Source organism: Dongia mobilis (genome assembly GCF_004363235.1).
Classification (GTDB): domain Bacteria; phylum Pseudomonadota; class Alphaproteobacteria; order Dongiales; family Dongiaceae; genus Dongia; species Dongia mobilis.
This window is the reverse complement of record NZ_SNYW01000006.1, coordinates 355,899-377,482: the sequence shown is the minus strand read 5'-3', so window position 1 is coordinate 377,482 and position 21,584 is coordinate 355,899. Positions and strand designations below refer to the sequence as shown.

General features: G+C 63.0%; 19 protein-coding genes and 1 tRNA gene. 6 read left to right on the top strand and 14 right to left on the bottom strand.

What is annotated here, in order from left to right; translation table 11 throughout:
- The first annotated feature begins 72 nt into the window (after positions 1-72).
- From A8950_RS03320 to A8950_RS03310, 3 genes are read left to right on the top strand one after another with little or no spacing between them, the layout of a single operon-like run.
- Entirely contained in the window at positions 73-930 is an 858-nt protein-coding gene (locus tag A8950_RS03320) for an IclR family transcriptional regulator (RefSeq protein WP_133612181.1), read from the top strand.
- Complete coding sequence (locus A8950_RS03315) at positions 927-2,375, top strand: (2Fe-2S)-binding protein (protein ID WP_133612180.1); 1,449 nt, start codon at positions 927-929, stop codon at positions 2,373-2,375. Before A8950_RS03320 ends, A8950_RS03315 begins: the two co-directional genes overlap by 4 nt.
- Positions 2,376-2,382: 7 nt before the next feature.
- On the top strand, positions 2,383-3,534 hold the full coding sequence (locus tag A8950_RS03310; protein WP_133612179.1) for an NAD(P)/FAD-dependent oxidoreductase: 1,152 nt from the start codon (positions 2,383-2,385) through the stop codon (positions 3,532-3,534).
- Here the strand turns inward: A8950_RS03310 and A8950_RS03305 are convergent, their stop codons facing one another.
- Genes A8950_RS03305 through A8950_RS03275 form a run of 7 tightly spaced genes read right to left on the bottom strand, consistent with a single transcriptional unit; the run spans position 3,535 to position 10,864 of the window.
- Complete coding sequence (locus A8950_RS03305) at positions 3,535-5,052, bottom strand: FGGY-family carbohydrate kinase (RefSeq protein WP_133612178.1); 1,518 nt, start codon at positions 5,050-5,052, stop codon at positions 3,535-3,537. It abuts the gene before it with no gap.
- 13 nt (positions 5,053-5,065) lie between these two features.
- Complete coding sequence (locus tag A8950_RS03300; RefSeq protein WP_133612177.1) at positions 5,066-5,863, bottom strand: BtpA/SgcQ family protein; 798 nt, start codon at positions 5,861-5,863, stop codon at positions 5,066-5,068.
- A gap of 30 nt (positions 5,864-5,893) precedes the next feature.
- A complete protein-coding gene (locus tag A8950_RS03295; RefSeq protein WP_133612176.1) occupies positions 5,894-7,009 on the bottom strand; it encodes an ABC transporter ATP-binding protein in 1,116 nt (371 codons plus the stop codon).
- Positions 7,010-7,018: 9 nt separating this feature from the next.
- Complete coding sequence (locus A8950_RS03290) at positions 7,019-7,921, bottom strand: carbohydrate ABC transporter permease (RefSeq protein WP_133612175.1); 903 nt, start codon at positions 7,919-7,921, stop codon at positions 7,019-7,021.
- 26 nt (positions 7,922-7,947) lie between these two features.
- Positions 7,948-9,225 (bottom strand): ABC transporter substrate-binding protein, encoded by a 1,278-nt coding sequence (locus A8950_RS03285; RefSeq protein ID WP_243735512.1) that lies wholly within the window; start codon positions 9,223-9,225, stop codon positions 7,948-7,950.
- 44 nt (positions 9,226-9,269) lie between these two features.
- A complete protein-coding gene (locus A8950_RS03280) occupies positions 9,270-10,082 on the bottom strand; it encodes a carbohydrate ABC transporter permease (protein ID WP_133612174.1) in 813 nt (270 codons plus the stop codon).
- A 5-nt stretch (positions 10,083-10,087) separates the two neighbouring features.
- Positions 10,088-10,864, bottom strand: a complete 777-nt coding sequence (locus tag A8950_RS03275) for an SDR family NAD(P)-dependent oxidoreductase (protein ID WP_133612173.1) — start codon at positions 10,862-10,864, stop codon at positions 10,088-10,090.
- A gap of 151 nt (positions 10,865-11,015) precedes the next feature.
- Between A8950_RS03275 and A8950_RS03270 the strand changes: the two genes are divergently transcribed.
- Positions 11,016-11,837, top strand: a complete 822-nt coding sequence (locus A8950_RS03270) for a DeoR/GlpR family DNA-binding transcription regulator (RefSeq protein ID WP_133612172.1) — start codon at positions 11,016-11,018, stop codon at positions 11,835-11,837.
- A gap of 4 nt (positions 11,838-11,841) precedes the next feature.
- Here A8950_RS03270 and A8950_RS03265 read toward each other — a convergent pair whose 3' ends face one another.
- The 3 genes from A8950_RS03265 to A8950_RS03255 all read right to left on the bottom strand — a co-directional run bounded on the left by A8950_RS03265 (position 11,842) and on the right by A8950_RS03255 (position 15,417).
- Positions 11,842-12,804 carry an ABC transporter permease gene (locus tag A8950_RS03265; protein WP_133612171.1) on the bottom strand — a complete coding sequence of 321 codons (963 nt, stop codon included), beginning with the start codon at positions 12,802-12,804 and terminating at the stop codon, positions 11,842-11,844.
- Positions 12,801-14,342, bottom strand: coding sequence for a sugar ABC transporter ATP-binding protein (locus A8950_RS03260; protein ID WP_133612170.1), 1,542 nt, complete (start codon positions 14,340-14,342; stop codon positions 12,801-12,803). The genes A8950_RS03265 and A8950_RS03260 overlap by 4 nt, the downstream gene beginning before the upstream one ends.
- A gap of 127 nt (positions 14,343-14,469) precedes the next feature.
- Entirely contained in the window at positions 14,470-15,417 is a 948-nt protein-coding gene (locus A8950_RS03255) for a sugar-binding protein (protein WP_208109722.1), read from the bottom strand.
- A gap of 321 nt (positions 15,418-15,738) precedes the next feature.
- On the opposite strand from A8950_RS03255, the gene A8950_RS03250 reads away from it, so the two are divergent.
- Together A8950_RS03250 and A8950_RS03245 are read left to right on the top strand one after the other, a co-directional pair.
- Entirely contained in the window at positions 15,739-16,764 is a 1,026-nt protein-coding gene (locus A8950_RS03250; RefSeq protein ID WP_133612169.1) for a LacI family DNA-binding transcriptional regulator, read from the top strand.
- A 23-nt stretch (positions 16,765-16,787) separates the two neighbouring features.
- Positions 16,788-17,768 (top strand): NAD-dependent epimerase/dehydratase family protein, encoded by a 981-nt coding sequence (locus A8950_RS03245; protein ID WP_133612168.1) that lies wholly within the window; start codon positions 16,788-16,790, stop codon positions 17,766-17,768.
- Between the two features lie 121 nt (positions 17,769-17,889).
- Here the strand turns inward: A8950_RS03245 and A8950_RS03240 are convergent.
- The 4 genes from A8950_RS03240 to A8950_RS03225 form a co-directional block, all read right to left on the bottom strand.
- A tRNA-Gln gene (locus A8950_RS03240) sits at positions 17,890-17,963 on the bottom strand.
- 161 nt (positions 17,964-18,124) lie between these two features.
- Positions 18,125-19,498, bottom strand: a complete 1,374-nt coding sequence (locus tag A8950_RS03235) for a sigma-54 interaction domain-containing protein (RefSeq protein ID WP_133612167.1) — start codon at positions 19,496-19,498, stop codon at positions 18,125-18,127.
- A complete protein-coding gene (locus tag A8950_RS03230) occupies positions 19,495-20,712 on the bottom strand; it encodes a PAS domain-containing protein (RefSeq protein WP_133612166.1) in 1,218 nt (405 codons plus the stop codon). Before A8950_RS03230 ends, A8950_RS03235 begins: the two co-directional genes overlap by 4 nt.
- 58 nt (positions 20,713-20,770) lie before the next feature.
- Positions 20,771-21,577 (bottom strand): ABC transporter permease, encoded by an 807-nt coding sequence (locus A8950_RS03225; RefSeq protein ID WP_133612165.1) that lies wholly within the window; start codon positions 21,575-21,577, stop codon positions 20,771-20,773.
- Positions 21,578-21,584: the final 7 nt, after the last annotated feature.

Genomic DNA, 21,584 nt, shown 5'->3' with positions numbered 1-21,584 from the left:
GATCGGTGACGTCAAGCCGACCGCTGCCGCCCCCCGTTTCAACCCTGGTTCAACTCTCGCAAAGTCCCACCCATGCAAGCCGATCTGACTGCCCGAACCCTGCGCCCTCATCTCGATGAAATACGCGATGCCGCCGTCGACACGCCGCTCGACCGCTATTTCCGCATCCTGGAAATGGCAGCTGGTTTCCCCGGCGGCATCACGCTGAGCCAGTTGGTGGAAGTCCTGGCGTTGCCGAAATCGACCGTGCATCGCCTGCTGCGCAGCCTGGTGGCGGCCGGCCTGCTGACCGCACGGGCGCCGCGTTACGGCCCCTATGTACTGGGTGGCCGCCTGCTCAACCTGCTCTATGGCGGCATGTCGGACGATTGGGTCGAATGGCTGGTGCGCCCCCTGCTGCAGGAACTGGCCGATCGCACCGGTGAGACCTGCTTCCTCACCCGCCTCAGTGATCTGCAGGTGCATTCCGTAGCGATGGTGACGCCGGAAAACGACGTCCGCAGCTATGTGGTGCCGGGCCGCATCCTGCCGGCTCATGCCGCCGCCTCCGCCAAGGCGATTCTCGCCTTCCAGAGCGAGACGGTGGTGCGGGCGATCCTCTCGGGACCGCTGCCGGTCATGACCGAGCGAACCAAGACCAGGCTCAAGGATCTGCAGGCCGAACATGCCGAGATTCGGGAAACGCGCATCGCCCTCTGTGTCGGCGAGGATGTGCCGGGCTTCGCCGGCATTGCATCGCCGATCATCATTCCCGGTTTCGACGTCAAATACAGCATCGCCATCACCGGCACGATCGAGGCGTTGATCGAACGCCAGCAGGCGACCTATTCGGAACTGCTGCGGGCATTCGCTGACCGGATCGCGATCGCCATGTCGGTTCGCCTTGGCCAGGCGGAGCAGAAGACCAGCAAGCGGCCGGAACCGAAATGAGAGCGGCAGGGCCGGGCTGCGTCATCAACTGGAACGGAGAGCCCCTTCAGGTTTCGGCCGGTGAGAGCGTTGCCGCAGCCCTGTTCCGCGCTGGCCACCTGCAGCTTGCCGCCACGCGCAAACGGCACCGGCCATTGGGTCTGTCCGGAAGCTTCATCCAGGGCGTGCTGGGCGACGTCGACGGAATACCCAATGCCCGACTTGACCAGGTCACGGTTCGCGACGGAATGCACGTCGCGCGGCAGAACACTTGGCCGTCATCCCACTTCGACCTGCTGAAACTCCTTCGCCTGGTTCCCGCGCGGCTCGTGCGGGGTGGCTTCGAGCATACCAGGCTGATGCCGAGCGGAACCCGCCGCTATCTCGTTTGGGAGCGGTTGCTGGCTTTCCTCGCGGGCGAGGGTACCCTGTCACCGGTGCCGGCGGCTCCGGCCGTTGTTGCAGGCCGGCGCATTGATTGCGACCTGCTGGTGATTGGTGGCGGTCCAGAGGGTATCGGTACGGCGAACGCCGCCGCGCATGCCGGTCGCGATGTCGTCCTGGTAACGCGCGGCAGCGCACCGGCCCGTTTCGCCCGCCTGATGGGCATCACGGAAACTGCCCTGGATTCACGGGTGACTCTGCTCACAGCCCACGAGGCCTGCGCCATCTACCGGCAGGGCCACCTCGTCCTTGCGGCGCCCGGCGACGGCGGACCGGCAGTTGCAATCGGCAGCAACGAGATCGTTCTTGCCACAGGCAAGCACTCGCTGCCGCCGCTGGTGCGGGGCAACACCCTGCCCGGCGTCATGGATGCAGCGACGGCCCTCGCCCTTGCCGCCGGCGGTGCGGCCTGCCTCGGCCGCGTCGTGGTCGTGGGCACGGAGACACGCGAGGCGATCGCGGCACGACTCCACAGCCTCGGCGCCGCGGTTGCAGAAATACGCGCGGTGGCGGAACTGAAGGCGATCAAGGGCTGGAACCGGGTGACGGGAGCCGTTTTCGAACACGCGGTCCCCTGCCAGACCGTCGTCCATGCCGGCCCGTGGCGCAGCGACCCCAATCTCTCCTTCCAGGCAAGTGGCGACGGATTGCTGCGCCTTTCCGCCGACGCCCTGCCGGCGCATGTCCGCATGGTCGGCAGCGCCGCCGCGCCGGATGAGCGTATCCACTGGCCCGGCAAACATGCCCTGGATGCCGATGTCTGCCCCTGCATGGATGTGTCGGCGAGAGAAATCGCCGACTTGCTTCGCGCCGGCGTCACCCATGTCGAGGAGATCAAGCGGCAGACCTCGGCCGGCATGGGACCATGCCAGGGTTTCCCCTGCTGGGAGTTGATGGCCGCCGTGATCGAGAATGCGGCGGGCGCGCCTCTCGCCGACAGGCCGTCGCATCGCGGCCCCCGCCGCGCCATCACGGTCGCACAGGCCGCGGGGCTTTCGGGTCTCGTCGATCCGTTGAAGTGAGACCACGATGCAGTCGAACCATTCCATCGTCATCATCGGCGGCGGCATCCAGGGCCTTTCAATCGCCTTCAACCTCGCCAGACTCGGCGTGCGCGATGTTCGCGTGCTGGATGCCGGCTATTTCCAGGGCGGTGCGTCAGGCCGCAACGGCACCCTCATCCGCGGCGGGTTCGGATCGCCGGAATGGACCGGGTTTTTCGCCCACTCGAACCGGCTTTGGGCCGAACTTTCGGCGACTTTGGGCGAGAATGTGATGTTCACGCCCAGGGGCTATCTGGTTATCGCGCAGAAAGCGGAAACGCTGGCGCGGCTCGACGGCATGCGCGACCTGCACCGCGAGCACGGGTTGCAATCGGATCTCCTTGCCGTGCGAAGAATCAAGGAACTGGAGCCCGCCATCGATGAACACGCCGTGCTGGGTGCAATCTACTTGAAAGGCGGTGGCGCCGCGCCGCATCACGCGGCCATGAAAGGCTATCTCGCTGCCAGCCGGCGCCTCGGTGCGCGAATTGACTATCAGCGGCCGGTAACGGCGGTCGAGCGCAGCGGCGACCGGATCACGACAGTGATCGCGGGCGACGAACGAATTGCCTGCGAAAAGGTGGTCATTGCCGGGGGCGCCTACAGCCCCGCCATCGGCAAGTTGGTCGGGGCGGAGATCCCTGGTTTTCCAATCCGCATCGAGGCGATGGCATTGGAGCCGGTGCGTCCGGTCATTCGCTCGGCGATCGCGCTCCCCGACCGGCTCTGCTACATGCATCAGACGGCGCGTGGCGAGATCGTCGGCGGCGCCGAGGTGCCGGAAAAGCCGCAAGTGACGCTCAACACCGATATCTGCGCCCTGGCAGCCACCGCCGCTGCCTATGCCGAAGTGTTTCCGGCCCTGGGTGCCCTTCGCATCCTGCGGCACTGGGCCGGCATGCTGCACGCGACGGCGGATTGGGGGCCGCTGCTGGGGCAGCATCCGGATGTCGGCAATCTCTGGGTGTCGGCCGGCTGGTCCTATGGCTTTGCCGGTGCCCCGGCAGCGGGCGACCTGCTGGCGAGGGCCATCGTCACCGGCGAGGTCGATAGTCGTATGGCCCCCTTCGCCGTCGACCGCTTCCGCCGCAACCAGCCGGTGGTCGAGGGCGCCATCGTGCTGGCGCCGGTCGACTGATCAGCCGCCGAGCCCGACCAACTCGGGATAGAAGTCCCGGAGGCGCCGGTAGAGATCGCGCCACAACCGGTATTTGTGGTCGAGGATTGCCTGCGCCCCGGAATCGGGCGTGAAGGTGCGCCCCGCCGCGACATAGTCCGCGATGGCGGACCAATCCTTGATGGCACCCACGCCGATGCCGGCAACGAAGGCGGCACCGAGACAGGAGCCGGGATGCCGGTCGATCCGTGTCACCGGCTTGCCGAGACTGTCGGCTGCGATCTGCAGCCAGAGGTCGCTCGCCGCCCCGCCATCCGCCGCGAAGACGCGCTTCGTCTCCAGCCCCAATTCATGGAAGGTTTCGACATGATGGCGAAAGCCGAAAACGACGCCTTCAAGGGCTGCGCGCCAGACATGGCGCATGTCGTGATTGAGACCTAGGCCGACCAGCGTGCCGCGTGCGTTGGGATCGTTGAGCGGCGTCTTCTCGCCCAGGAAATAGGGCAGGAACAGCACCTGGCTGTCGGCGCCAATACCGGCGGTTTCGCGATCCAGCCAGCGATGCACGGAGAGCCCCGCCGCCTCGGCCTGCGCCCTGGCATGGCCGCCCCAATTCGCCACGACCCAATTGAGGAAGCTGCCGCTCGAGGCCATACAGCCATTCGGGAAATAGAGGCCCGGCACGATGTGATAGTCGAGGAAGAGGCGCGTGTCCGTCACCGGCTTGTCGGAGGACAGCAGTATATCGCCGGCACCGCCGAATTTCAGCACCAGGTCGCCATTCCGCGAGGCGCCGCAGAGAAAGGCCGAAGCGACATGGTCGGCGCAGCCCGCGACCACCGGCGTTCCCGACTTCAGCCCGGTATGCGTCGCCGCCGCGGCCGTAATGGCACCAACGACGTCGTGACTCTTGCGAATGGGCGCCAGCAATGAAGGACTGATGTCGGCAAGCGCCATGAGGTGATCGTCATAGGTGCCGGTTGCCAGATTGACGAAGCCCGATTCCAGCGCCCAGTTGTGCTCGACATGGATGCTGCCGGTAAGTCGGCCGGTGATATAGTCGGAGGCGCCGACGACATGGCGCGCGCGGGCGAAGTTATCCGGCTCATGCTCGCGCAGCCACATCAGCTTCGGACCGACCAGTTGCTGGCTGTAGCCGGTACCGGCGCGGGCGAGGAAATGCGCCTGGCTCATGCCCGCGCGGAAGCGTTCCAGCTGCGCCGTGGCGCGGGCGTCGTTCTGCTGGATCGAGCGGCGGATGTGCCGCCCCATCTCGTCGAGCAGGATGACGGCGGGCAACATGCCGGTGACGCCGACAGCCGCGATGTCGCCCGGCCCGATGCCGGTCTTCGCCAGCAGGGCACGACAGATATCGCCACAATTTCCCCACCATTCGTCCGGCTCCTCCTCGGACCAGTTGGCATGATCCGAGTAAAGCGTCACCGGACGGCTTTCGACCCCGAGCGAATGGCCGGCATCATCGATAACGATGCCGATGGTCGATGTGGTGCCGATATCGAGGCCGAGGAAATACGCCATGATGACGGCAATATCAGCGGATCTTGCCGACCTTGTCCATGAAGCGCTTGACGCGCTCGCCATCGACCGGTTTCCAGGTATCGCCGCCGATCTTGAAATGGGTGCCCACGACCGCGCCGTCGCCAATTTTGAGAATATCCGCGACGTTGTCGATGTTGACGCCGGTATTGGCAAAGACCGGGGTATCGGGCAGCGCATCCTTGGCGAGCTTAAGATTGGCGGTCTCGACCGCCTGGCCCGTCATGGGACCGGAGACCAGAACGACGTCGGCGAGCGACGAGAACACGGCACTCTTGGCGCGCGCGGCTATCGACCGGTCGCCCATGGGCGAGGCGAACTCGGCATTGATGTTGAACATCAGCTTCATGTCGGTGCGGTTGCAATCGGCGCGGAGGCGGAGGGCCGTCGCCGCGTCGGGCGCCCAGATGCCCATGTCGGAATCATAGACGCCGGTAAAGATTTCGCGCACGAAACGCGCACCGCTGGCGATGCCGAGGCTGACGCTGGCAACCGGGTCCCAAAGATAATTGACGCCGAACGGAATTTTGATGAGCCGCTTCAACTCGCCCACGGCAAAGGACATGGCGGCGAGCGACTGCGGCGAGGCCTTGAGCAGATACGGACGATCACCCTCATTGCCGAACATGACGGCATCGACACCACCCGCCTGCAACGCCTCGATGTCGGCGGCGGCGAGATCGACGATCTTCTGCATGCCGCCGTCCTTGTCATAGAGCGGCGAACCCGGCAAAGGCGCCAGATGGATCATGGCAATAATGGGCTTGCGGCTGCCGAATGTTGTCTCGATCATGATTGAGTCTCTGCTTCTTCCTAGGGAAAATCAGGCGATCCGGGGACGGACCAGGACGTTGCCGGTGGCCGGATCAAAGAGATGGATCTGGGTAAGGTCGTAATGGAGCGTGAGCGTTTCGCCCGGCCGTGCCAGGAAATCGCGCGGCATCCGCGCCTGAATCTCCGGTCCGCCAGTGCCGCCCAGTTCCGCGACCAGAATTACTTCCGGCCCCAGCAGTTCAATTGCGACGGCGGTGACTGAAACCGGGGCCGAGCGACCGGCGAGCGGCAGCAGATGGAAATCCTCCGGCCGCAACCCCACAGTTACCGACTTTTCCGCATGGCTGGCATAGCCGGGCCGCAGCGCCTCCGGAATCGGCAGGGCGGCAAGGCCGGTCACGGCATCGAGCCCGATCTGGCCGTCCAATCGTCCGGGCACCAGATTCATCGGCGGGCTGGCCAGGAAGCCCGCGACGAAGGTGTTGACCGGGTTGCGGTAGACATCGAGCGGTGCGCCGACCTGGACGATGCGACCGTCCTTCATGATGCAGATCCGCTGGCCCATGGTCATGGCCTCGATCTGGTCATGGGTCACATGGATGATGGTGGTACCGACCTTCTGGTGCAGTTTGATGAGTTCGGTGCGCATGGCGGCGCGCAGCTTGGCATCGAGATTGGAGAGCGGCTCGTCCAGCAGGAAGGCCTTCGGTTCGCGCACCAGCGCGCGGCCCAGCGCCACGCGCTGGCGCTGGCCGCCGGAAAGCTGGGCCGGCTTGCGTTCCAGCAGCGGCCCGATGTCGAGCATCTCGGAAATAGCCCGGATGCGCCGGTCGATCTCGCCCCGGTCGACGCCTCGCAGCTTCAACCCGAAGCCGAGATTGCCCGCCACCGTCATGTGCGGATAGAGCGCGTAGTTCTGGAAGACGATGGCGATGTCGCGCTGCGCCGGGTCGACATCGTTCATCCGGCGTCCGTCGATCAGCAGGTCGCCCTTCGAGATTGATTCCAGCCCACCGATCATGCGGAGCGTTGTCGACTTCCCGCAGCCCGATGGGCCAAGGAAGATCATGAACTCGCCATCCTTGATCTCGAGGCTGACATCGTCCACGGCAACCACTGCATTGCCATAGATCTTGGTGACGTTCTTGAGATCAATGCCGGCCATGAATGTTCCTCAGCGAATAGCGCGCATATAACGATAAAGGTAGACGGTTAAGGCCAGGATGGCCGCCAGCAGGATGATCGACATTGCCGATGCCTCGCCGATATTAAGGCTGACGAAAGCGGTCCGGTAGATGAAGTAGGACAGCAAATCGGTCGAGATGCCGGGCCCACCCCGGGTCATGATGTAGATGAGGTCATAGGTCTTGACGGCGAAGATGAGCCGGATCAGCAGCGTCACCACGATCACGGTCCGCATCATGGGGAGTGTGATGTGGATGAAGCATTGGAAGGAATTGGCGCCGTCGACCCGCGCCGCCTCATAGGGTTCCTTCGGCAGCGAGGCGAGTCCCGCCAGCAGCAGCACGATCATGAACGAGACCTGGTGCCAGATGTCGACCAGGATGATGGTCCAGATGGCGATCTTGGTGTCACCCAGCCAGTTGACCGGGCCGAAGCCTACGGTCGAGAGCAGGTAGTTGACGATGCCGAGGTTGGGATGCAGGAACATGCGCCAGATGAGTCCCACGATGACCGGGTTCATCAGCAGCGGGCAGAGCAGGATCGCGTAATAGACCGGCTTGAAGCGCTCGACCTTGTTCAGCATCAGCGCCACGGCAAAGCCGATGACGAATTCGAGCAGGACCACGCCCACGACGAATTTTGCCGTAAGCCAGGCGGAGTGCCGGAACTCCTGGTCCCCGAGTGCCAGCATGAAATTTTCGAAGCCGCTGAACGTGTCGTAATTGGGCGCGATCAGCGTGTATTCGTGCAGCGACGTATAGAGCGCCGAGACGACGGGGAAGAGAATGACCAGGAACAGCATGGTGAGGGCAGGCGCCGACAGGGCGTAGCCGAAGCGCGCGTCGCGCCGGTCCGCCGCATTGGCATTGCCGATGCCACCGATCCCGATCATGATCCCTACCCCGTCTTTCTCACGGCTTATTTCAGCTTGCCGTCCTTGCGGGCGAGTTCGGCCATCTCGGCCTCGATCGCCGCCAGCGCGTCGGACGCAGTCTTTTCGCCCGCCACCGCCAGACTCAACTCACGTCCCAGCACCTCGACCAGTTGCGGCGTATAGGTGAAGACTGGGAAGTTGTGGCTGGTGAGCAGCATCTGCTTCAACGCCGGATAGTAGGCATATTTGGCATTGAGATCCGGGTCGTCGAAGACGTCGGTGCGGGTCGGCGAACCGCCGGCCAGGGCGCGCTTCTTGGCGATCTCCTTCGATTCCACCCACTTCAGGAAGGTCCAGGCCGCATCCGGATTCGGGCTCGATTTCGGAATCGCCCAGCCCCATGCACCGTTGAGGCTGCCGCCCTGCTCCGGGGTCGGCCCGGGCACCGGCATGATCTCGACCTTGCCGACCACGGCCGATTTGCTGGGATCGTCATAGGCGGTGCGGAAGAAGTTGTAGGTGATGTAGCTGTAGGCCTTGCCCTGCGCCATCACGTTGAATGCCTCGTCGAAGCTGAAGCTGGCCGAGCCGACCGGACCGTATTTGTCGATCATGGTCTTGTACTGCTCGACCGCCTTCACGCCCGCCTCGTTGTTGAGCGTCGGGTTCCAGTTGGCGTCATGATACTCGCCGCCATTGGCGAAGAGATAGTTGGACCATTCCATGGCGATGGGATCGGGGCGGAGGCCCTGATTGACGACGCCGTGCATGCCGTCCCTGGTGAAGAATTCGACCTGCTTCAGATATTCGTCCCAGGTCGCCGGCACCTTGAGGTCCATGCCGTATTTCGCCTTGAAATCGGCCTGGTTCTGCGGATCCGCCAGGAGATCTGTGCGATAGGTGAGGCCCATCGCATAGTTGTAGAACGGCAGCATATAGGTGGTGCCGTCGACTTGCCCGACCAGATCCATCAGCGCCGGGATATAGACCGACGTGTCGATGTTATCGGCCTTGATGCGGTCGTCCAGGGGCTGCATCCAGCCGGCCTTTACGAACTCGCCGACCCAGTAGAAATCAACCACGATGGCCGAATAGCTGCCCTTGGGTGCCACCAGCTGCGGTACCAGCTTGGTATGCATCTCGGCATAGTTGACGACTTCGAGATTGACCTCGATACCGGTCTCCTTGGTGAATTCGGGGACCAGCTGCTTGACGAATTCGGTGTCGGGAACACCCTCCATGAGGATGTTGATGGTTTCGGCGGAGGCATTTCCGGCGAAACCGAGGGCTAAGACCGAGCCCAGCAGCAATTTCTTGAACATGTGAAACCTCCCTCCAATCGGCCCTCGACAATGTTCTTTACCGGTCACTTGAGGGCGCCAAGCGACAGGCCCTTGATCAGGTATTTGCGCAGGAACGGCAGCAGCACGAAAACCGGCAGCAATGACAACACCGTGGCCGCGGCCAGCGGTGCGATCTCGACGCCGGCATGGGTCTCCATGCTGGCGAGGCCGACAGGCAGCGTTTGCGTATCGGCGCCGGAGAGAACCAGTGCAAAGAGAAATTCGTTCCAGCTGAGGATGAAACCAAGAAGGCCGGCGGCAAGAATGCCAGGCGCCGCCACCGGCACGGCGATCAGGATGAAAGCCTGCCATCGTGTCGCGCCATCGATGCGGGCCGCCTCTTCGAGGCTGGCCGAATCGCCCTCGAAAAACGAGACCAGCATCCAGGCAAGGAACGGCAGGCTGATGGTGAGATGCGCCAGGATGAGACCCAGATGGGTCTGCATCAACCCGGTGGTGAAGAACAGCGTGAAGAGCGGCAGCACCAGGATGATCGGCGGCAGCATCTGGCTGGCCAGCACGCCGAGGCGCAGGAAGATGCCGCCGGTATTGAAGCGGGCAAAGGCATAGGCCATGGCGGTCGCCAGCGGCAGCGAGATCGCGGTCGAGGCGAGCGCCACGAACAGGCTGTTGAGGAACCAGCGCTCGAACGGATAGGCCGAGAATATCTCGATATAGTTCTCGATCCCGACATGGCCGATTTCCGGCGGAATCTTGTAGGCAGTGAGCTTGTCGGTGAGGCTGACGCGGACGATCCAGACCAGCGGCAGCAAGATGGCGAGCGAAAAGGCCGAGAGAATGAGGTGCGGTATGAAACTGCCCCAACGCACCCGCATGACCGTCAATCCATCCTGACGCCGCCGGTGACGTTGAGCGCCTCGCCGGTGACAAAACCGGCAAGGTCGCTGGCCAGAAAGAGCACGGTCTTGGCAACGTCCTCCGGCTCTTCCAGGCGCCCCATCGGCGTCTGGTTGATATAGTCCTGCACGACCGCCTCCGGCGTCATTTGACGCAGGCTCGCCTCCCATTCCACTTCGCGCGATTGCATGCCGGTGCGGACGAAGCCGGGGCAAACGCAATTTACGCGGATGCCATGCTCGGCGACTTCACGGGCGAGCGCCTGGGTGAATCCGACGACCGCGAACTTGCTGGCGGAATAGTGGGCGAGCCACGGGGCGCCCCATTTCCCGGCGAGCGACGCCGTGTTGACGATGACGCCCTTGCGATTCTCGGCCAGAAAATGCCGCACCGCCGCCTGGTTGGTCAGAAAGATGCCCTTGGCATTGACATCCATGTTGAAGTCCCAATCGGCGTCCGCGAGATCGACCACCAGCTTCATCGAGGAAACGCCGGCATTGGCGGCGAGGACATCATAGCCGCCGAAGCGCTGCACGACGGATTCGAAAGCCTGGACCACGCTGGCACGCTCGCGCACGTCGATGGCAATTCCCATATGCTCGGGGCCGAGTTCCGCCGCCGCCTTCCCGGCCGCCGCCGCGTCGAGGTCGGCGATGGCCACGCGCATCCCTGCCGCGTGAAACTGGCGTGCGATGGCGAGGCCGATCCCCGCCGCACCACCGGTCACAATGGCGCGCCTGCCGCGCAATTCCTCCAGCATCCAAGCCTGCCCTGCATTCTTTCGATTTCGATCGCTCAAGATCGATTTCGATCATCTAGGCGGATTTTTTCGACAAACGCAAGCATCAATCGCTGGATTTTCGCCCCGTCCGCGGTAAAATGATCGAATTCGATCACTGTTGCACAGCGCGATGACCGACCGTCCCCCTGCAATTTCGCCGGCCGCCCGAATCCCCCTGACCGTCCGGGACGGCTTGCTGCGCGATTTCGTGGAGCGGCGCGGCTTTGCCGCGGTAAGCGAGATCGCGGCGGAACTGGGGGTCTCGGAAATCACCGTCCGGCGCGACCTCACCCGCCTCGAAAGCCAGGGCGTCCTGATGCGCACCCATGGCGGGGCGCTGGCCGGCAAGACCGGAACTCCGGAGACGTTCGACAGCGACGAGCCCGCGTTCGAAGCCAGGCGGCGGCGCCACGCCGAGGCAAAGGCGCGGATCGGCGAGGCAGCGGCGGCCCTGGTGCGTCCCGGCGCCACCATTGCCATCGACGTGGGATCGACCGCCCTGGAACTCGCGCGCCAGATGGCGACCCGGGGCGACATCAAGATATTCACCAACAGCGTCCGTGCGGCGACGCTGCTGGCCGATGGCCCTGCCCCGGTCTATCTGCCGGGCGGGCAGTTGCGCGCGACCGAGCTATCCGTCTATGGCTCCATAGCTGTCGCTCAACTGCGCCACTATTGGTTCGATCTCGCCTTCATCGGCTTCTCCGGTCTCACCGACCAGGGAATGTTCGACTATTCGCTGGAGGACACCGAAATCAAGCGGGTCTATATCGAGCGCGCCGCGCAGATAGTAGCTCTGTGCGATTCATCGAAGTTCGGCCGCCTTTCGATGGCCCGCGTCGGCACGTTGGAGGAGATTGACACGCTGGTCACCGACACCGCGCCACCCGAAGGCCTGCGCGAGGCGCTGGCGCGCGCCAGCGTTTCCCTCATCGTCGCCGGCGACCGCTGATCGGTCACCGGCGGAGCGCAAGGCGCCTCTTCCGGAATTCGGAAAACTGGCTGTCAGCGAGTACGCCAACCAGAATGACCGATCCCATGACCGCGAAGTTCAACGAACTGGGAATTCCTAGCAGGTTGACGAGGTTCTGCAGAATCTGCAGCAGGACGACGCCGAGGACAACTCCAATGATCGATCCTTCGCCGCCCCTCAGGGAGAAACCGCCCAGCACCGCGGCAGCAATGGCATAGAGTTCGTAGAAATTGCCGTGCGAGGATGGCGAGATGGAGCGGGTGTACATTGCAAGGAAGATGGCGGCGATTCCGGTCAGCAAGCCGCAGATGACATAGGCGGCGACGATCACCCTGCCGGTATTTATGCCGGAATAGCGGGCGGCTTCTTCATTCTTGCCAACCGCATAGAGATGCCGCCCGAACACCGACCGATGCAGCACGACCCACATGATCGCAGCGATGACGAGCATCGCAATGAAGGAATGGGGTACGCCATAAAAGCGCCCCGTCGTCAGCCATTCCAGAACCGGAAAACTATCGCCGAAGGCAAATCCCGCGGTTGCATCGGCGGTATAAAAGCGCGCAATGCCTCGGTAGATCAGCAAACCGCACAGGGTCACGATGAACGCCTGGAGGTGCAGGCGCGTGATTAGTAGCCCGTGCATCAATCCCATGATCATGCCGAGCGCCAGCATCAACAGCAGAGCGAGCGGCCATGCCAAGCCGACGTTTACGATCAAGTCGACGAAGAGAACACCGAGCAGGGCTATGATCGAACCGACCGACAGTTCGATGCCGCCGGTAATGATCACGAAGGCCTGGCCAATGGCAAAAAGCCCGAACAGACCGACCAGATTTGCCGTGTTGCCCAGATTGATCGGCGAGAGGAACAGGGGATTGATGACGGCAACCACCGTGCCGACAAGCAGTATCAGCACAAACAGGCCGATATCCTTCTTCATCATGCGCTGCGAGCCTCCGGGAAATCCGCCTTGCACCCGGCCATACCGGCGCCGACGGCGAGGTGAAGGACGTTGCTTTCGCTGAACGACGCGCGATCAAGGATACCGGTGACATGTCCTTCATGCATCACGGCAATGCGATCGCTGACGCCGATCACCTCTTCCATGTCACTTGAAATCATCAGGATGGCAACGCCGGCATCCGCCAGATCGCGCAGCATGCGATAAATATCGCTCTTGGCCCCGACATCGATCCCGCGGGTCGGTTCGTCGCAGATCAGGAGGCGCGGCCGCATGGCGAGCCATTTCGCCAGCACGACCTTTTGCTGATTGCCGCCGGAAAGCGCTGCGGCTGGGAGCTCGCAACCCGGCGCCCGGATATCGAGGCGTTGCATCTGCCGCCTGGCATCCTCGAACAAGCGCGCCGCCTGAACGATGCCGTGCCGCGATTTCGCCTGCAACGTCGGCAGGCCGATATTCTCGGCAATGGACAAATCCAGCAGCAGTCCCGACTTCTTGCGATCCTCCGGCACCAGATATATGCCGGCATCGATGGCCGCCCTGGGTGTGGCCAATGTGATCGGCTTCCCGTCCAGCAGGATGAAGCCGCCGATCATGGGGTCGATGCCGAAGATGACTCGCGCCAGTTCGGTCCGGCCGGCGCCGATCAGGCCGGCCATTCCCAGAATCTCGCCACGGCGGATTGCAAGCGACACCGGCCGATCGGGATAGGCGCCCGTGCGCACTTCGCGCATCTCCAATACCGTCTCTCCGGGTGCCGTTGCGGGTGGCTGATAAAGCGATGCAAGATCGCGGCCGATCATCAGTCGGATCATCTCGTTGTGCGAAATCCGCTCCTTCGGGAGATGGCCGACAAGGCGTCCGTCGCGAAGCACCACGACGCGGTCGGCGGAGGCAGTGAGCTCGGTCAAGCGGTGGGTGATGAAGATGACTGCAACGCCCTGCTCGCGGAGTGCAGCAATGATCGCCAGCAGGCGCTCGGTTTCCGCCAGCGTGAGGCTGGATGTCGGTTCGTCCATGATGATGAGGCGCGCGTTGAGAGACAGCGCCTTCGCGATCTCCAACAATTGCCGTTGCCCGATGGAGAGGTCGGCAACCGGCGTGTTCGGGGCAAAATCGACCCCGAGCTGGTCGAGATGGCGGCGCGCCTGCGCGTAGAGTGCCTTGCGATCGACCAGCTGCAGCGGCCCGGCGGAGCGCGGTTCGCGGCCGATGAAGACATTGGCGGCTGCATCGAGGTTGTCGAACAGGTTCAGTTCTTGATGCACGAAGGCAATCCCGGCATCTGTGGCCTGTTGCACGCTAAGCGCCGGCAACCTTTCGCCATCGACACGGATCGTGCCGCCGCTCGGCGCCACCACGCCCCCCAGGATCTTCATCAGGGTCGACTTTCCGGCGCCGTTTTCTCCCACGAGACCAATCACCTCGCCCGGCCGAACGTCCAGCGAAACATCCTCGAGCGCCCGGACTCCGGGATAGGATTTCGATATCTGTGTCAGCTGCAGAAACGCGTCGCCCATCGCGCCTTCGCCTCCCCGGCTATTTCGTGAGTTCAGTGTGGCGGACCCTGGCAGTGGCGGCAAGACGATGCTGGCGTGGCAGGTGCCGCCGCGCCAGCATCAAGTTCGCCAGGGAAGTCTCTGCAGGCTATTTGCCGAGGGTCGCCTTGAGATTGGCCTCGAACTCATCGACATTGCCCTTGTCGATCACCTTGGTCGGCACGATGATCAGCTTGTCGGCCGGAATCTGCGATTTGTCGCCTTCAAGATATGCCGCCATCAGCTTCATGCCCTGATAACCCCATTCGAACGGCTGCTGCACGACCGTGCCGGCAAAGCTGCCATCTCGCACTGCACCCAGGGTGATCGGGTCCTCGTCAAAGGCGATCACGGTGATCTGGCCGAGCTTGCCGGCCGCCTGCAACGCCTCGTAGATCTTCGGCGGGTTATAGGAGTAGAACCCGACCATGCAGTTGATCTCCGGATTTGCAGCTAGAACATCGTCGACATTGCTGCGCGCGCGGGCGAAATCGACATCGTCGCCGCGGACGTCGACCAGTTCGATGCCCTTGCCTTCGACCGCCTGCCTGAATCCGGCGATGCGCTCCTTGGCATTGTCGGCACCCAGGAAACCCACAAAACCCATACACTTGGCGCCATCGGGCAGGGCCTTGACGGCAATCTCGCCCGCCTGCACACCGGCCGCAGTATTGGAAGAGCCCAGATAGGCGATTCGGTTGCTGTCGGGCGCATCACTGTCGGTGGTGAAAAGCGGCACCTGAGCGGCGATCCGATTGAAGGCCTCGATCGAGGTTTTCGGATCCACCGACGAAATCATGATGGCGTCTGTACCGGCGGCAACCAGGTCATCCATCAAGGCGTTCTGCAGGGCAGCGGTGCCCTGTGCCGGATACTTGAACTGCAATTCATAGTTCGGCAATTCGGCCTGTGCCTTCTTTACACCCGCTTCCGCCAGCTTCCAGAAATCCGAGGCGGCGTTCACAACGAAGGCGAGTTGTTGCTTCTCCTGTGCCATGGCCTGCATTGTCGCAAGGGCGATGGCGGTGGAAACAGCGATGGAGATTGCAATCTTCACGTCGGTCCTCCCACTTCAAATGTTGATTTTACTGACCCGTTCCCGGGCCGGGGCGAGCGTTCTTGTTCGCGCTGCTGGGATCGAGTTTCCATCCCACTGCCGATTGCGTCAACATTAATTTATCATATTTAATAAATATTGAAAAACAATGTGTTGCACTTGCTAATATGCGCATAATTGACTAGTTACATAGCTAGTGGCTGAACCGAGTTACGGCGCCAGATATTGACTGGCAGGGAAAGCATGGCTGCCCAAAAATTGTCCGCGCGCACCCGCTCGACGGCGCGCTCTTCGCAACGCACCAAACGCCGTGGCGTGACGATGACCGACATCGCCGCGCGGGCTGGCGTGTCGCAGACGACCGTCTCCCTGGTCCTCAATGACGTTCTCGGCGCAAGGCTCACGGACCAGACCCGACTGCTCGTCCTTGAGGCGGCGCGCGAACTTGGATATCGCCGCCAGACGCGGCGGAGCGCAACCCGCACCGCCGGAAGCGACGCCAGGGTAATCGGCGTTATGGTCGATGAATTGTCGACCGATCCCTGGTGCGCCATTGCCCTTGACGGCATTCGCGAGAAGGCCGGCGAAAACGGATTGATTGTCAGTGTCGCCGTCACCCAGGGCGACGCCGAGTTCGAGCAGGCCGTGCTTGCGCATTTTCGCAGCATGCCGTTGCTCGGACTGATCTACGGCACGATCCAGACGCGCCAGGTGCGCCCGCCGTCCACGCTGCGGCAGGTTCCCATGGTTCTGCTCAACTGCTATGCCGCGGATCGGAACCTGCCATCGGTTACGCCGCGAGAAGTGGCTGGCGGGCGGACCGCGACAGACCATTTGATCCGTGCCGGCCACAGGCGGATCGGCCTCATCACCGGCGAAACATGGATGGATGCCATGGTCGACCGCCTCAAGGGCTATCGCCAGGCGCTGGCCAGCCACAACATTCCCTTTGATGCGGCACTGGTGCGGCCGGGAAACTGGGAACCTTCGGCCGGCTATGCGCAATGCCTCGCCCTGATGCAGCTTGCCGACCCGCCGACTGCGATTTTCTGCGCCAATGACCTGATGGCGCTGGGCTGCTTCGATGCCCTCAAGGAGATGGGCAAGCGGATTCCGGAAGACATTGCCGTGATCGGCTATGACGACCGCGAAATCGCCCAGTTCCTGCGCCCGGCGCTGACCACCATCCTGCTGCCGCATTTCGACATGGGTGTACTGGCCGCGGAGCAGCTCATCGAGCATGCGCGGCGGCCGCAAAGGCGGCCACGGCAGAGCAAGGTCGATTGTCCGCTCGTCGACCGGGCATCGGTCGGCCGCCATGTCCTCTCCGGCGTCGACCGGAGCTAGCTCGCTGTCAGGGAGGAGATGCCATGCTGATTCTGGTAACCGGCGCAACCGGCAAGGTCGGGGCCAATCTGATCGCCAACATGTTGCAGGATTCGCAATGGAATAAGGCCCGTATCCGCGCGCTCTGTCACAACCGCGTCCCACCGAAGCACGATCGGGTCGAAATCTCCCGAGGCGACATTGCCGATCGCGCCGCGGTCGAGAACGCCATGGCCGGCGTCACCCATGTCGTGCACCTGGCGACCTGCAAGGAAGTGCCAGAGACGGTCATGGATGTGACGGTGAAGGGCCTGTTCTGGCTGCTGGAAGCCTTTCGCCAGTCACCCGTCGCGCGGCAGTTCATCCTGATCGGAGGCGATGCCGGTATCGGTCACTTCTTCTACGAACATGACGGTCCCGTCACTGAATCGCAGCCGCACATGGCCTATCCAGGCTGCTATGCGCTCTCGAAGGTGCTGGAAGAGGTCATGCTGACGCAATTTGGCATCCAGTACGGCATCAACGCCTGTTGCCTGCGCGCGCCCTGGATCATGGAGAAGGACGACTTCCGCTTCACGCTCTCCTTCGGCGACGATGTCTTCGGTGGTCCGGATTGGAAAACGCTGGTCTCGCCGGAGACCGCGGCGAGATGCCGGGCCGAAGGGACCGTGCCATTGCTGCGCGACGCCCATGGCCGGCCACTGAAACGCAATTTTGTCCATGTCGAGGACTTGACCCGCGCCATACTGCTGGCACTCGACAACCCGGTCGCACGGGGGCGACTCTACAATATTTCCATGGACGAGCCGGTCGATTACGGCCTAGTTGCCGAACATCTCCGGATATCGCGCGGCCTCCCCTCGATCGACATTGCGAGCGACTACCATTCCAACTGGCTCGACAACACGCGGGCGAAATTCGAACTCGGCTGGCGCCCGGTCTACGACACCGTCAAATTGATCGATACGGCCTACGCCTATCGCCGGGCATCCGACGATCCCCGCAAGGTCTGGTATCCTGGCTAGATCCGCCGCTTGTCCGGAGCCGCAATCACCAAGCTCGAAACGCGAACGAAATCGCAGAACGGCCTGCAAAACGGCCCGGCCGCGTCAGACAAGAAATTCTGATTTTCGCTTATAAATCAGATGGCTGGGGGACTAGGATTCGAACCTAGACTGGCGGAGTCAGAGTCCGCTGTCCTACCGTTAGACGATCCCCCAAGCGCAAGCGCTTGAAATCGCTTTGTTGTCGGCCGAAGCGGGTTATCGAGGATTGCGTTCCCGATCCGTTTTCGACGGCGTTTCGGCGTGCTTTTAATCGATCCTGCCGCATCCGTCAATGCGCCCGGAATACTACAGCCCTACGAGTCCGACCGCCCATTTCATTGTTCCATCTGCGTCTTGCGGACAATGGTGCCGATGTCGACGCCGAGCGCCTCGGCGGCCTTCCGCTTGCTGCCATGCTGGGCGATGGCGCGGGCGATCACCTGGCGCTCATAGGCGCGCACGATCTCCTTGAGGTCGGCACGTGGCGCATCGGTCGCGATCGGCCCGGCATTCACCGCCATGCCGGCCGCCATCACCGTCTCGGGCAGGTGCTTGACCTCCGCCACCTTGTCGGCCAGTACCGACAATTGCTGGATGATATTGTGCAACTCGCGGATATTGCCCGGGAAGTGATAGCCACGCAGCCGGTCGCGGCATTCCCTGGTGAGGGTCATCGGCGCCAGGCGTCGCTGGTTCACGACGGCGACCAGATAGTCGACCAGATCGTCGAACAATTCCGGCGTCTGCCGCAGCGGTCGCACGGTAAGCGGCACGACAGCAAGCCGATAGAACAGATCGCGCCGGAACTCGCCCTTCTTCACCATGGTCTCGAGATCGCGGTTGGTGGCCGAGATGACGCGCACCTTGACCGCGTGCTCGGCACTGCCGCCGATCCGCTGGATGGTCGAGGATTCAAGGAACTTCAATAGCTTCGCCTGCATTGGCAACGGAATTTCGCCGACCTCGTCCAGGAACAGGGTCCCGCCATCAGCCGATTCAATGAGACCCTTGCGCCCGGTCTGCAACGCCCCGGTAAAGGAGCCGCGCTCGTAGCCGAACATCTCCGATTCGAACAGCGAATCCGGAATCGAGCCGCAATTGACGTGAATAAAGGGCGCGTTGGCCCCGCTCGCCGAGACGTGAAGATGCCGCGCGATCTCGGTCTTGCCGACGCCCGATTCACCGGTCAGCAGAACGCGGGCATTTTGCGCCATGCTGCGCTCGCCCAGCGTCAGCAGCCGGTCGAGCTGCGACGACAGGCGGCGCTGATGCGAAAGGTCGGGTCGCAGCTTCTGCTGCGACAGGAAGCGGAAGGCGCGGCGCGATTCCTTGGCTCCGGCCCGGTCGCGCTCGTGGTCGAGCACGGCAATGTCCCGCATCTGCAGCAGCATGCCGGCCGTCGCCTTGCCAATGGCTTCCACCTGGCGCAGCGAAGTCATCAACACGCGGCCGTCGCCGGCGCGCACGATGGCCTCTGCCTTGCGGCCACCCTCCACCAGTTCCAGCAGTTCGGCGAGATCCGCCGTGCTCCGTGCCGTCAACTGGACAAAGGAAAGACCGAGCGCCGCCTCGCGCACCACACCCAGCATCTCGGCCGCCGATGCGTTGAGGAAGCGCAGGTTCAATTCCGCATCCAGCAGGATGATGCCATCGGCCAGCGCATCGAACACCGCCACATCACTTGCGCCATGCAGCGGCGTCCGGCTCATGCATCGGCCTCCGGCCGGTTGCGCTGCTCGGCGGGGCGCGGTTCGGACCGACGCGGCAGGTGAAAGGTGAAGACGGTCCGCGATGTCGTCGCGTCGTCGTCCACCGTCGCCATTGTCACCTGGCAGAGCTGTCTTTGCCCGCCGGGCTGCCTGACGCTGCCCTCCAGCGTGCGGGTACCGTGGCCTTCGTGCAGCGACCGCAACAGCTCTGCGACGGGGGTCGCAAAGTGCACGATGCGCTCGACGTCGGCGCCGAGAACTTCATCCAGGGACCGGCCGAATGCGCCTTCGATCGCCGCATTGCCACCTTCGATACGGCCGTTGACGTCCACCACCAGGAGAGGGTTGGGGATGGCACCCAGCAGGTCAAGTGCCGCGCTGGCCCGCATCTCCAGCTCGCGCTCGCGCTTCTGCCGCTCGGCAAGATCGCGCACCACACCCCAGAACTGGATCAGATAGCCATCCTCGATTCTGGCGCGGACATCGTTCTCGATCATCACGTCGACACCGTCATAGCGGTGGTCGCGCGACAGGGCGCCATCGACCTGGAATCCGTTCGCCAGCAACTGGCGCACGAATGCCTCGTTTTCCGGATTGCGCATAAAGACTTCGCGCACATCATGCTGGTTGAGATCATCGCCCAGCGGCAGCCGGTAGAGCCGCGACATCGCCTCATTGCAGTAACGCCAGACGCATTTGTTGGCAAAGACCTGCCGCACGACCTCGTGTTCAGGCGCCGTCAGGTCGACCGGCTCGAGGAATTCGATGCAATAGGTGGCGTCGCGTGCCGTGGTAACGATGCTGCCCAGCACCTCGTTTTCCTGCTCCAGCCGTCGCAGCTTCTGCAATGTCTCATCGAGGGGAAACTTGACGACGCGCAGGCACGGTCCATGGGCCGGATCCGTATAGCCGTTGATGCTGGCATTGACGTCGAGAACGCGGCGGTCCTGGCGGCGCACGACCAGCCGCCGGTTCTCGGCCACAGCACCCGCTCCGTCGTCAAAGAGCCGCAGCAGGACGTCGCGGGCCTCCCGCGGGTAGATGAGATCAAACCTCTTTCCGGCCAGCGCCCCGACCGGAAAGCCGAGCGACCGCTCCTCCCAGGCATTGGCATAGACGAGGATACCATCGACGGAAACAAGGTCGAACATGACCGGTGCCGTATCAAGAAGATCGGCGCCGGCAGCCTGAGCCAGGGATCGGGCGCGGTTCATCGAGCGCTCTCCTGCAGCAAGTTCCGACGTGCTGGTGACGCGCACCGCATCTGCAATCCTACCTTTCCTGCTCGTCCCGCAGCAGGATAACGGACACCACGATCAGCAGCAACGACGCCAGCACGATCAGCGTACCCACGGCGTTGATCTCCGGCGTTATGCCGCGCCGCATGGTGGACCAGATGTACATGGGTAGCGTGTTGTCGCGGCCAGTCAGAAAGAAGGTTACCGGGATTTCATCGAAGGATAGGGTAAACGAGAGCAGTGCGCTGCCGATGAGCGCCGACTTGATATTGGGCAGGACCACCAGGAACATGGTTTCCCAGGGCTTCGCGCCAAGATCCGCCGCCGCCTCTTCCAGGCGCCGGTTGAGCCGCTGCAGGCGGGCATAGACCTGGGTAACGACGATCGAAATGAGAGCAGTCGCGTGACCCAGTACGACCGTCTCCAGGCTGAGACCGATCCCCATCAGCTTGAAGAGGTTCAGCATCGAGATGCCGGTGATGATCCCCGGCAGCACCAGCGGCAGCAGGACTAGGCGACGGAACACGCGCTTGCCGACGAAATCCAGCCGATCCAGCGCGAAGGCCGCCGGTACACCGACCAGCAGGGTCAGAATTGTGGCGAAGGTCGCGACATAGAAGCTGTTGCCGATTGCCCGTAAAAGATCCCGGTTGGAGAACAGTTTTTCGTACCAGCCCCAGGTAAAGCCGCCGAGCGGCCAGGTGAGCGAACTGGAATCGTTGAAGCTGAACACCACAAGGATGACAATCGGCACGTAGAGGAAGGACAGGACGCAGAGGATCACCAGCGTAAAGGTGCCGGTGCCGATGCGGTCCAGGGCGCTGGTGCGGGCGAAGGACATGGTCTTC

Excerpts from the sequence above, each read along its gene's own strand:
- A8950_RS03320 (WP_133612181.1), top strand. The coding sequence starts at position 73 with ATGCAAGCCGATCTGACTGCCCGAACCCTGCGCCCTCATCTCGATGAA.
- A8950_RS03270 (WP_133612172.1), top strand. The coding sequence starts at position 11,016 with ATGACCGACCGTCCCCCTGCAATTTCGCCGGCCGCCCGAATCCCCCTG.
- A8950_RS03275 (WP_133612173.1), bottom strand. The coding sequence starts at position 10,864 with ATGCTGGAGGAATTGCGCGGCAGGCGCGCCATTGTGACCGGTGGTGCG.
- A8950_RS03235 (WP_133612167.1), bottom strand. The coding sequence starts at position 19,498 with ATGAGCCGGACGCCGCTGCATGGCGCAAGTGATGTGGCGGTGTTCGAT.
- A8950_RS03305 (WP_133612178.1), bottom strand. The coding sequence starts at position 5,052 with ATGGCGTATTTCCTCGGCCTCGATATCGGCACCACATCGACCATCGGC.
- A8950_RS03300 (WP_133612177.1), bottom strand. The coding sequence starts at position 5,863 with ATGATCGAGACAACATTCGGCAGCCGCAAGCCCATTATTGCCATGATC.
- A8950_RS03285 (WP_243735512.1), bottom strand. The coding sequence starts at position 9,225 with ATGTTCAAGAAATTGCTGCTGGGCTCGGTCTTAGCCCTCGGTTTCGCC.
- A8950_RS03230 (WP_133612166.1), bottom strand. The coding sequence starts at position 20,712 with ATGAACCGCGCCCGATCCCTGGCTCAGGCTGCCGGCGCCGATCTTCTT.
- A8950_RS03225 (WP_133612165.1), bottom strand. The coding sequence starts at position 21,577 with ATGTCCTTCGCCCGCACCAGCGCCCTGGACCGCATCGGCACCGGCACC.
- A8950_RS03260 (WP_133612170.1), bottom strand. The coding sequence starts at position 14,342 with ATGGGCGACGCGTTTCTGCAGCTGACACAGATATCGAAATCCTATCCC.
- A8950_RS03310 (WP_133612179.1), top strand. The coding sequence starts at position 2,383 with ATGCAGTCGAACCATTCCATCGTCATCATCGGCGGCGGCATCCAGGGC.
- A8950_RS03315 (WP_133612180.1), top strand. The coding sequence starts at position 927 with ATGAGAGCGGCAGGGCCGGGCTGCGTCATCAACTGGAACGGAGAGCCC.
- A8950_RS03250 (WP_133612169.1), top strand. The coding sequence starts at position 15,739 with ATGACCGACATCGCCGCGCGGGCTGGCGTGTCGCAGACGACCGTCTCC.
- A8950_RS03265 (WP_133612171.1), bottom strand. The coding sequence starts at position 12,804 with ATGATGAAGAAGGATATCGGCCTGTTTGTGCTGATACTGCTTGTCGGC.
- A8950_RS03295 (WP_133612176.1), bottom strand. The coding sequence starts at position 7,009 with ATGGCCGGCATTGATCTCAAGAACGTCACCAAGATCTATGGCAATGCA.
- A8950_RS03290 (WP_133612175.1), bottom strand. The coding sequence starts at position 7,921 with ATGATCGGGATCGGTGGCATCGGCAATGCCAATGCGGCGGACCGGCGC.
- A8950_RS03245 (WP_133612168.1), top strand. The coding sequence starts at position 16,788 with ATGCTGATTCTGGTAACCGGCGCAACCGGCAAGGTCGGGGCCAATCTG.
- A8950_RS03280 (WP_133612174.1), bottom strand. The coding sequence starts at position 10,082 with ATGCGGGTGCGTTGGGGCAGTTTCATACCGCACCTCATTCTCTCGGCC.